This is a genomic window from Pseudomonas sp. 34 E 7 (assembly GCF_900005715.1).
Classification (GTDB): Bacteria; Pseudomonadota; Gammaproteobacteria; order Pseudomonadales; family Pseudomonadaceae; genus Aquipseudomonas; species Aquipseudomonas orientalis_A.
Genome location: NZ_CVTX01000153.1, coordinates 47,080 through 57,671, shown reverse-complemented (window position 1 = coordinate 57,671; position 10,592 = coordinate 47,080). Strand labels below are relative to the sequence as shown.

The window sequence follows — 10,592 nt, the reverse complement described above, 5'->3', positions numbered from 1 at the left end:
GCGCCTAAGATCAAAAGCAAAAGCGCGGCGGCCTTAGAGCCGACCGGTATCTTGTGTCGATCCTGGCCCAACTGTGGGAGGGGGCTTGCCCCCGGATGGCGGCCTCGGGGCTAACCCTGCGTCCTGCCGGGTTGCCCACGGATTCAAGCCTGCGTTCGGCCAGCGTGGTTTAACGGGGCGCCTAAGATCAAAAGCAGATCAAGAGCGGCTCGCTTCGCATCGTGGTTACGGTTGAGCGCTACAGAGTTGTGTAATTGGGGGCAAGCCCCCTCCCACATTTAGACCCGCGTTAAGCTTTGATAAACGTCTCGTGCAAGTGTCGCCACAACAGCGCGCCACTCGCCTGCTTCTCAAACACCACGGTCGCGCGACGATCCGTCCGGGTGCCGCTGTTGTCCACCTGATGCTCCCGATACGTCACCGTCGCACCGCGCGCATGCCGGTCAATCCCGGCCATTTCACTCAAGGTGATTTTCAGCCCAGGACGCATGCCGCCCAGGCGAGTAAACAGCGCGTTGACCCCGGCTGCATTGACGCGTGTGCCGGTGGCGGGGGCGATCATGCTGAATTCGGGAGAGAAGCGCGCGAGCAGGTTCTGCAAAGTGCCCTCAGGGGCGACGCCGGCGAACCATTGCTCGATTTCGACGTGGGTCTGGATTACTTCTTCAAAAAAATCGCTGTAGTCGATCATTTACAAATTCCCCTTCAAACCAAAGCGTTTCTTCAGTACGGCTTCCAACAACCCCTTGGGCAACAACGCCGCCATCAACGGCAACGCGCGGCTGCCATTGCCCGAACGCAACAGGCGCGGTGGTCGTGCTTGCTGCACGGCCTTGAGCACATCCGCCGCGAACTCGTTGGCTGGGGTGGGTTTGTCCTGGGACGCCTGACTGCGCGCACGAATACCTTCGCGCAACGGCCACCACGGCGATTGTTCGTTGATCAGCAATTCGGCCTGGGCGCCGGCGTTTTTTGCAAAGCTTGTATTGATTGCGCCGGGCTGTACTTCCATGACCCGTACACCGAACGGCGCCAGCTCCATGCGCAACGCATCGCTCAAGGCATGCACGGCGGCTTTGGAAGCGCAGTAGGCGCCGGCGAACGGCGTGACCAGTACACCGGAAACGCTGCCTATATTCACCACCAGGCCCTTGCGCTTGCGTAGCGCGGGGAACAGCGCCTGGGTGACGCCGACGATGGAGAACACATTGGTTTCGAACTGACGTTGCATGGCGTCGGTGCCGCCATCGAGCAGCGGGCCCATAGCCCCGTAGCCGGCGTTGTTGACCAGCACGTCCAGCTCGCCCAACTGTGCGGCCAGTTGCTGCAAGGCGGCGCTGTCGTTGACGTCCAGTTGCACGGCGTTGAAGCCAGCGGCGGCGAGGGCGGCGACGTCGTCCGGGCGGCGGGCGCTGGCCCAAACGTTAAAGCCGGCGGTTTTGAAGCTGTCGGCCAGGGCACGGCCAATGCCGCTGGAACAACCGGTGATGAGTACGGTGGGCATGGATCAATCCTTTGTCAGTCCGAGAAACTGCCTTGCAGGTGCTCGGCGCGAAATTCCAGGGTTTGCGGGCGATAGCCGGGGCGCAGTGGCGGGGTGGGCAGGCAGTCTTCCCAGGTGGCGCCGGCCTGCAGTTCCCCGGGGCCACGATAACGGGGGGCGGCGTAGACGTTGTCGGCCAGGTTCACCGTGTCGCCCGGTGCATAGGCCGCGACGCGCCAACGCAATTCGGTGAGGGGCACGTCGTTGCCATTGTTCAAGACCAGCTTCAACGGGCGGTCGGCAGGGCATTCCTGCGGGGCGTAGGTGATGCGCAGTTCCAGGCGGGCCAGTTGCGCGGCTTCGCGGTTGTCCAGCCACACCACCCACACCGCCACCAAACCCAGGCCGACGGCAGCGGCCAGCGATACCGGCAAGGCCTTGGCCGGGTAGCGCAGCAGCAGGATCAGCCAAGTGATGATCAGCAGCACACCGAAGAACATAACGATAACCTCACAAGGGATCAAACATCCTACTCGTGGGGCGCCCCGATTGCCTATTGCGCTCGATGCTTTTCCCAGGTGCACAGGTCTCTGGCCCGAGGGCATGGGAACCGCATCGAGCTTTTTTGCCACAACATATTTAAATGGAATGATCTGACGCCAGGGAGGTAACCAACCGATAAGTCAGGTGCCTTTATGACCGTATCAAACATTGCTACACCCGTGCTGACCTCCCTTACCGCACCGATGGCTCCGCCCCCGTCCGCCGCGGCGGCAGCAATCATTCATGCGCCTGACCAGGAGGTCGGATCAACGTCATTGCCACGTATGCAGAACCTGGGGCTGACGAACTTGCGGCAGACTGTCATGCAAGGCCTCAATGACCAGGTCAGTTCGCGCTTTCCCACTGCCCTCAACAACAACGACACCAAAGATAAAGCCGCAGGGGCAGCCCTTACCGTGGGTGGCGCGATGTTGCAAGGGGTCGGAAAGCAGCTCGCCAGGTCGGGTGGTTTTGGTGCGAAAGTTGCGGGTGCGGCAGCCACATGGATGGGCAGGGGCGCCGAGGAAATCGGCAAGGATAAATACAGCAATGCGGGTAGCAGCTCTAACGGGAGCGGGGGCTATAACGCCTACTCCCCATCGAACTGGAAGCGTTCAAGTGATCAGAGGCCATAGGTTCAGAAGCTAACTGAGCTGAAAACCCCCCGCCCAACCGACTGCGGATAGGGAACGCAGTTGGCTGGACGGGGGTTTCTGTTACGACTCGTTTATTGCGCAATAGTTTTCACTGACACGCCACGTTCAATCGGCGTGGAGCGACCGTAGATATCTTCGAAACGCTCGATATCGTCTTCGCCCAGGTAGCTGCCCGATTGCACCTCGATGATCTCCAGCGGGATCTTGCCCGGGTTGCGCAGACGGTGCACCGAAGCGATAGGGATGTAGGTGGACTGGTTCTCGCAGAGCAGGAACACGTTGTCGTCACAGGTGACTTCAGCGGTGCCGCTGACCACGATCCAGTGCTCGGCGCGGTGGTGGTGCATCTGCAGCGACAGGCAGGCGCCCGGCTTGACCGAGATGTGCTTGACCTGGAAACGCCCGCCCATGTCCACCGAGTCGTAGGAGCCCCACGGACGATAGACTTCACAGTGATTCTGGGTCTCGCTGCGGCCTTGCTCGTTAAGGGTGTTGACCATCTGCTTGACGCCCTGGACCTTGTCCTTGTGAGCAATCATCATCGCGTCCTTGGTTTCCACCACCACGATGTTGTCCAGGCCGATCACCGAGACCAGCTTGCCGTTGCCATGCACCATGCAGTTGCGGCTGTCCTGGATCACCACGTCGCCTTTGCTCACGTTGCCGTTGGCGTCTTTGTCATTGACCGCCCACAGCGAGGCCCAGCAGCCCACGTCGCTCCAGCCGGCGCTCAACGGCACCACACAGGCGCGCTGGGTTTTTTCCATCACGGCGTAGTCGATGGAGTTGTCCGGGCAGCAGGCGAAGGTGGCTTCGTCGAAGGTCACGGTGTCGGCGGTCTGCTCGCTGCGTTCCAGGGTCAGCACGCAGGTGTCGTAGATGTCCGGGTCGTGCTTTTTCAGCTCTTCCAGGAAACGACTGGCGCGGAACAGGAACATGCCGCTGTTCCAGAAATAGCCGCCGCTTTTGACGAACTCGACGGCGCGTTTTTCATCGGGTTTTTCCACGAACTGCTGCACGCGGCTTACGCCTTCAGGCAGCAGTGAATCGTTGCTGGACTTGATGTAGCCGTAACCGGTTTCCGGACGGGTTGCCGGCACGCCGAACAGCACCATCTCGCCGCGCTCGGCGGCCACGGTGGCCAGGGCCAGGGCGCGTTGCAGGGCTTTCTGGTCGTCGATCACGTGGTCGGCAGGCAGCACCAGCATCAGCTCGTCACGGCCTTCATTGACCAGCATCATCGCGGTCAGGGCCACGGCCGGCGCGGTGTTACGGCCGAACGGCTCCATCAGGATGCGCTGGCACTCAAGCTTGCGCGCGCTCAGTTGCTCGTTGACGATAAAGCGGTGGTCCTTGTTGCAGACCACGATGGGGGAGTCCATGCCTTCGAACACCAGGCGTTCCAGGGTTTGCTGGAACAACGTGTGCTCGCCGGTCAAGGCCAGGAATTGCTTGGGGAACTGTTTACGCGAAAGCGGCCAAAGACGTGAGCCGCTACCACCGGAAAGGATGACTGGAATCATGGGTGTTTCTCCTTGAATCAGTTTGGGTCAGAGCTACGAAGGTTTGTCGTTTCACTCTTGTTTTTGTCTCGGTCCGAACCGGCGCCTCGATCCCCTGTAGGAGCGAGCTTGCTCGCGAAAAACCTGAGAGCACCGCGATAAACCAAAGGCGCTGCGTCATCGTTGACGTTCTTCGCGGGCAAGCCTGCTCCTGCAGTAGATTGCGTTCAGTTCGGGAAATAATCAGCGGGTCGACACTGGGCGTTTCACCCAGACCGGCGACAGGCTTGAACCGGAACCGGTGACGTACAGCACCGCTGCCTCACCGCGTTCCAGGGCAACCGGCTTCACATCGCCGACTTTCTTGTCACCGTCATACAACGCCAGGCTCACCTTCACCGGGTTGATTTCACGTTCGCCACGGCCCTTGGCGGCCACCGACTTGACCACGTCGGTCTTGCCGTCGGCAGTCTTCAAGGTCAGGGCCTTGTCGCTGAGGTTCTGCACGCGCACCAGGGATTTCTGCTTGTTCTTGAACGGTGGTTCCTCGATCAACTGAGGCTGGCCGCTGCCGCTGTTGACCAGGGTGTAGTAGTGATCGGCGGCGAGCTTGACCGGTACGGTCTGGCTGCCGACTTTGGCGCTGTAGTCGCCGCCCGGCATGAAGCTGAAGTCGCTGCTGGCCAGTGGCGCAACGTCGCTGAGGTTGGTGGCGCCGACCGTGGCGCTGACTTCCTGGTTGCTGGCGTTGTAGATGCGCACGAAGCTCGAGCCTTTCGGCGCCGTTGGGCCGTAGAGCGCGGCATCACCACCGGCGAAGGCGGACATGGATACGAAGCTCAGGCCGGCGGCGATAGCCAGGGTCTTGGCGAGACGACGAGGAGTTGTAGTGAAAGTCATGTGAGTTACCTCTCTTTCAGTTTTGCGCCCGGTCGGGCGTCTCGGATTTCTGATTTTTAAAAGCAGGGGTGTTGCTTGCCATGTTCTGTTGGCGCGAACCGGCTTGTTTAAGCTGCGCAACCCACGCGGGGTCGGCATCACCGATTTCGTTGTTGACGGGCAGATAGCGTTCGGGGAACTCCCAGATCAGCACCTGGGGCGGGTTGTTCTTGAAATCGTCGCTTTTCAGGTAGCTGAGCATCGGCAGGATCGGGCCGTGGCCGTCTTCGGCGTAGCTGACCACGTCGCTGCCCAGGGCTTGCTTGAGGGCGCCGACGAAGTTCCAGTTGGGGTTGGCGCTGTAGCTGGTGCCCACCAGGGCCACCGGGGTTTCGCTGTCGCTGAACAGCGCGTCATCACCTTTCTCTTCGGCCAGGTGGGTGACGCGTTTTTGCAGCGGCTCCTTGGGCGGCATCAGGTTTTCGAACAGCGGGTCCAGGGGCAGGAACAGACGCAGGTCGCCTTTATGCGGTTCGGTCTTCTCGGCTTCGGTGACAAAGCGCTGCGGCTCGCCGCTCAGCGGAGTCTTGTCGGCAATCGCCCTGGCCAGTTGCTTGGCGGCGATTTCCGCGCCGTCCGGGGTCCAGTGGGTATCGGTGCGCAGGAACACTTGCTTGCCGGCGAGCTTGGCCTGTTGCAGCGGGCCGAGCAGGTCCGGGGCAGGGATGTTGTCTGCGGCCACACGGGCATGGAAATCCTGGTACAGGTTGGCGTGGATGCTTGCTGGTTTCACCTCACCCAGGTGTTCCGGGTACAGGCGCACCTTGGCCGGCACGATCGCCATCACCAGTTGGATGCCCTGAGCCTTGAGCTTCTGGCGCACGCCTTCGACCAGTGCGTAATTGCCTTGCAGGTTCTGGTCTTCATTGACGGCGGGGTTGAATTCCTCGTCGCTGTACAGCCAGTGATCGCGGCCCAGCACCACGCCAGGGCGACCTTCGTTGAACAGCTTGTAGTCCAGCGCCGCCCACAGGTTGGTGCCCAGGCGCTTGATCGGGAACGCCTCGTCGTAATGGGTCTCGACGGCCTTGGTCCAGCGCCCGTTGAGCACCGTGGCATCGGCGTTGGTGCTGAAGCCCAGGAAGCTGCGCAGTGACCAGGCGCCCAGTGCCAGCAGCAGCACCAGGAACAGGCTGATATAGAGGATGCGTAATGAACGGGTCATGGTCGGCTCCCTCAGAATTGGAAGTAAAGGAACGGCGAGAAACTCTGCGCCGACAGTTTCAGGATCGAGGCCACGAACAGCAGCAGCACCGCCGCGCGCATCGCGTAGCGTGGCCAGTCAGCGGTCCAGTAGGCCGGTTGCACGGCGGCGTCACGGCCCACGCTGAAGCCGGGCTCGTGGATGCTGCCGGGGTTGTCGCCCGGTACGGCCTTGATCAGGCTCGGATCACTCGGCTTGGATTTCTCGGCAGGGCGATTGCGGTAGAAATCACGCAGGCCAAAGAACGCCAGCGTTGCGTAGGCCACCACCAGGGTCGCCACTTGCAGGCCGGTGAGGTTGGCGCGGTTGAGTTCCGACAGCGACCACTCGCTAAAGCTGAACATGGCACCGTACATACGCCCGGCGACGTGCAGGTTTTCGGCACGGAAGATCACCCAGCCCATCACCACCAGCAGGAAGGTGAAAGCCCAGCGCAGCACGTTGAAGCTGCGTGGCGCCGTATTGAGGCCGATGGCTTTTTCAATCGCCAGCCACATGCCGTGCCAGGCGCCCCACACGATGTAGGTGATGTTGGCGCCGTGCCACAGGCCACCGAGCAGCATGGTCAGGAACAGGTTGCGGTAGGTGGTCAGCGTGCCTTTGCGGTTGCCGCCCAGGGTGATGTACAGGTAGTCACGCAGCCAGGTGGACAGGCTGATGTGCCAGCGCCGCCAGAACTCGGTGATCGACTGGCTGATGTACGGCTGCTTGAAGTTTTCCATGAAGCGGAAACCCATCATCAAGCCCAGGCCGATGGCCATGTCGCTGTAGCCGGAGAAGTCGAAGTACAGCTGCGCGGTGTAGGCCAGCGCGCCGAGCCAGGCGTCACCCGTGGTCGGGTTTTGCAGGGCGAAGCAGTGGTCGGCCACCACCGCCAGGGTATCGGCGATGAAGACTTTCTTGATGAAACCCTGCATGAACCGCGTGCAGCCTTCGGAGAACTTGTCGAGGGTGTGGGTGCGGTTGTTGAACTGGTCGGCGAGGTCGCGAAAGCGCAACACGGGGCCGGCGATCAGGTGCGGGAAGATCGCCACGAACGCCGCGAAGTCGATCAGGTTGCGCGTTGCCGGGGTGTCGCCGCGATACACGTCGATGATGTAGCTGATGGACTCGAAGATGTAGAACGAGATCCCGATCGGCAACAGCACGTGGGTGAGGATAAACGGCTCCAGGCCCGCCGACTTCATCATCACATTGATGCTGTCGACGCCGAAGTTGGCGTACTTGAAGTAGCCGAGGATGCACAGGTCGACGGCCACGCCGAGCAGCAGCCAGCGCTGCGCCGGTTGGGTGCGCACGCCGGCGGCACCGACCTTGAGGCCGATCCAGTAATTCCACAGCGTCACGGCGGCGAACAGCGCCAGGAAGTCCACTCGCCACCAGGCGTAGAACACGTAGCTGGCAATCAGCAGCAGCAGGTTGCGATAGCGTTGCCCGCTCAAGTAGTACAAGCCGAGAAAGATCGGCAAGAACAGAAACAGGAACACGTTGGACGAGAAAACCATCCCGATCTCTCCATGTTTAAACCAACAGTCAAGGGCCGCAGCCCCCCCAAACCCCCCCGCGAAATTCGGGGGAGGCTTTGATCGTTCCCACGCTCTGCGTGGGAATGCCTCTTGTGACGCTCTGCGTCACGCTTTGGGACGCGGAGCGTCCCGTGCTGCATTCCCACGCAGAGCGTGGGAACGATCAGCGACTAGCTGCCTTTGTTGCCTTTTTCATGCGTCGGGTCGTAGACCTTGGTCAGGTCGCCGCCCAGGCGGAAGGTCTTGAACGGTTGCATGCCGTGCTTGCGCTCGATCACTTCCGGGGCACAGGTGTAGAGGGTGCAGAAAGGCTCGAGCCAGGCGAATTTCATGTCCTGCTTCAAGTCCTTCATGTCCTGCTCCTTGCCGTTCTTCTGTTCGAAGATGTCCGGGTCCTTGACCCCGGCCAGCACCTTGTCGCCCAGGCGCTTGAGCGCGCTGTTGTTTTCCTGGCGCAGGTCCACGCCGTTGACCAGGGCAAAACTGGCGATCATCGACAGCGGTGGCAGGGCGTAGTTGTGGTACGACAGGGCGCGTTGCTGACGCTTCAGTTCGTTCGGCAGGAAGCCCTGGTCGTCGACTTGGTTCACACCGACCTTGTATTCCTTGACGGCCCAGTCAAACAGGTCGCGGCGGTTGGTGGCGATGGAGGTCGCCATCACCGACCAGGCGGCCCAGTAGGAATGGTTGTTGGTTTTTTCCAGCGGCAGGTTGTCCCAGTCGCTCACCACCTGATCGGCCAGTTTGTTGAACCAGGCTTCGATCAGTTGCGATTCCTGCTGGTGGTTGGCCAGCGGGTGCGACTCGGAGAACTTCAGGCGCACATAGGCCGAGGCCATGCTGCCCAGTGCCCATTTGCGCATGGACTTGCCGGTGTGGTTGAAGTCCTTGGACATCAAGGCATCGGCCTTGGCCCACGACACCAGCCAGTTCAGCGTGCATTCGAGCTGCTCTGGGCGGCCGTCGCGCATGAACTGCATCACGCGTTTGCTGGTGTCTTTCTCCAGCTTGGTGATGTCGGCGGTGCTGTCGCGAAAGGCTTTTTCCGACTGCACATTCAGTGTCGAGCGAGCCTTGTCCGAGCCTTCGTACTTGCTGCGAAACTGCAACGGCCCGGTGTAGGGCGTCGGCATGGTGTCGCAGTTTTCCTTAAAGTCGCCGGTCTTGAACGCTTCGATCGGGGCGAAATAGCCCTGGGGCGGACGCAGTGGCGCGGCCGCATTCACGGCGCCGGCAAACATGGCCAGGCCCAGCAGGGTGGGGAGCAGTAACTTTTGCATAGGTAACCTCACTTCCCGAGTTGGGCGGTCTGCTGACCACCGCTTGGGAATACGTTGCGTGTGCAAATTTTCGCTTCGACTTTCTGCGCGGCAGCGCCCTTTTCCGGGCCCTGCACTTCCACGGCCAGCAAGTTCTGCGAGGCCCAGTCTTCATCGGTGCGCAGTTCAAAGGCGAAACGCCCGTCTGTATCGGATGTTTCGGGTTTCTCGATCTTGATGTCCTCGTGGCGCCCGTTCATGTACCAGAGGGTGGCTTGCAAGGTTTTCACCGACGGATCGGCGAAGCGGATATCGACCTGATGGGTGGCATTGCGCAGGTCTTTGTTCGCGCTGTTGACCATCAGTTCGTTTTTGCCCGGTTTCAATGTGGTGCTGGCCGACATCTGCGCGGCCTTGCCTTCGCAGCCGTTGTCGAGCAGCGCCATCATCTGGCGGTAGATGGTTTCCTGGTCGAGACGGTACAGCGGCGAGAACTCCCAGATGAGGATCTTCGGCGGGTTTTTCTGGAACTCTTCGCTGCCCAGGTACTGGATCATCGAGCCTTCCAGGCCACCGCCGGGGAAGGCGACGTTGAGGATGTCGGCACCGATTTCTTCCTGCAGGAAGCCGGCGAAGTTGTAGTTCTTGCCGCTGTGGCTGGTGCCCACCAGGGTGATCTGCGGGTCGCCCGAATCGCCGAACAGGTCGCCGTCACCGGCTTCACCCTTGGGTTCGGTGGTGAACTGGTCCATGTACTGGATCGCGTAGCTGGTGCCGCACAGTTGCCCGGCCATGTTGTGCAGGGTGCCGGTCTTGCCCATGCGACCCGAGCGTTTGGTCTCGAATTCGCGCTTGGGGATTTCCGCGTACTGCGGCATCTGCTTGACCTTGGCCGCGACGATTTTTGCGGTGCGCTGGGCGCCGTACGGGGTCCAGTGCTGGTCGCCACGGAAGTAGAAATCATGGGCCGGCAATTCGTCGGGCAGTTGCTCGTTGGTGAGCGGCGACAGGTCCGGCACCACATAGCCCATCTTGGCGAAACGGCCGAGCATGGTTTTGTAGTTGCCCAGGGCCTTGTCGAAATCGAACCTGGCTTTTTCTTCGGGGTTGAGCTTGTTGCGGTTCACCAGGCCACGGGTCGGCTGGTAGACCACCACCAGTTCCACGCCCTTGCTCTTGAACGCATCGTGCAACTGCTGCATGCGCTTGTAGCCGGCCGGCGTGGTGTCGAATTCGGTGCGCAGGTCTTCCTGGGTACGGAACAGCCAGTCGCCCTGGGCTTGCACCAGGGTGGTGAAGTTCTGCTGGTAGCGCGTGGTGTAATTCTTCGCGTCGTGGGCGGCCGGGCACAGGCTGCAGCACGGTTCGGCGGTGAAGGTCGGTGCCTTCACTTCATCGGCGCGCACGCCCTGGCTGGCCGCGAGCAGGCCGAGGGTCAGACCCGAGAGGCTCAGCAGTTTGATCATGTGTGGGTGCATAA

General features: G+C 61.2%; 10 protein-coding genes and 1 pseudogene. 1 reads left to right on the top strand and 10 read right to left on the bottom strand.

The features are described 5' to 3' along the window. Positions 1–289: 289 nt before the first annotated feature. The 3 genes from BFP96_RS18810 to BFP96_RS18800 are packed head-to-tail and all read right to left on the bottom strand — an operon-like array spanning position 290 to position 1,983. Positions 290–691, bottom strand: coding sequence for a DUF4440 domain-containing protein (locus tag BFP96_RS18810; RefSeq protein ID WP_065936804.1), 402 nt, complete (start codon positions 689–691; stop codon positions 290–292). Further along, positions 692–1,504, bottom strand: a complete 813-nt coding sequence (locus BFP96_RS18805) for an SDR family oxidoreductase (protein WP_065895308.1) — start codon at positions 1,502–1,504, stop codon at positions 692–694. It abuts the gene before it with no gap. A gap of 14 nt (positions 1,505–1,518) precedes the next feature. Next, a complete protein-coding gene (locus BFP96_RS18800) occupies positions 1,519–1,983 on the bottom strand; it encodes a multidrug transporter (RefSeq protein ID WP_065895309.1) in 465 nt (154 codons plus the stop codon). 195 nt (positions 1,984–2,178) lie between these two features. Between BFP96_RS18800 and BFP96_RS18795 the strand changes: the two genes are divergently transcribed. Beyond that, positions 2,179–2,661: a hypothetical protein gene (locus BFP96_RS18795; protein WP_128875760.1), complete on the top strand. Its 483-nt coding sequence runs from the start codon at positions 2,179–2,181 to the stop codon at positions 2,659–2,661. 92 nt (positions 2,662–2,753) lie between these two features. Here the strand turns inward: BFP96_RS18795 and BFP96_RS18790 are convergent, their stop codons facing one another. From BFP96_RS18790 to BFP96_RS18765, 7 genes and pseudogenes are all read right to left on the bottom strand, one after another. Beyond that, positions 2,754–4,205 carry a mannose-1-phosphate guanylyltransferase/mannose-6-phosphate isomerase gene (locus BFP96_RS18790; RefSeq protein WP_065895311.1) on the bottom strand — a complete coding sequence of 484 codons (1,452 nt, stop codon included), beginning with the start codon at positions 4,203–4,205 and terminating at the stop codon, positions 2,754–2,756. 95 nt (positions 4,206–4,300) lie between these two features. Further along, a pseudogene (locus tag BFP96_RS31835) lies at positions 4,301–4,387 on the bottom strand (outer membrane lipoprotein carrier protein LolA); the annotation flags it as partial. Between the two features lie 40 nt (positions 4,388–4,427). Beyond that, complete coding sequence (locus tag BFP96_RS18785) at positions 4,428–5,084, bottom strand: alginate O-acetyltransferase AlgF (RefSeq protein ID WP_016978194.1); 657 nt, start codon at positions 5,082–5,084, stop codon at positions 4,428–4,430. Positions 5,085–5,100: 16 nt separating this feature from the next. After that, positions 5,101–6,288 carry an alginate O-acetyltransferase gene (locus BFP96_RS18780; protein ID WP_065936803.1) on the bottom strand — a complete coding sequence of 396 codons (1,188 nt, stop codon included), beginning with the start codon at positions 6,286–6,288 and terminating at the stop codon, positions 5,101–5,103. Positions 6,289–6,299: 11 nt separating this feature from the next. Beyond that, positions 6,300–7,832, bottom strand: a complete 1,533-nt coding sequence (locus BFP96_RS18775) for an MBOAT family O-acyltransferase (protein WP_065895313.1) — start codon at positions 7,830–7,832, stop codon at positions 6,300–6,302. 191 nt (positions 7,833–8,023) lie between these two features. Then, complete coding sequence (locus BFP96_RS18770) at positions 8,024–9,133, bottom strand: mannuronate-specific alginate lyase (protein WP_065895314.1); 1,110 nt, start codon at positions 9,131–9,133, stop codon at positions 8,024–8,026. A gap of 8 nt (positions 9,134–9,141) precedes the next feature. Then, positions 9,142–10,590, bottom strand: a complete 1,449-nt coding sequence (locus BFP96_RS18765; RefSeq protein WP_065936830.1) for an alginate O-acetyltransferase — start codon at positions 10,588–10,590, stop codon at positions 9,142–9,144. Between the last annotated feature and the right edge of the window lie 2 nt (positions 10,591–10,592).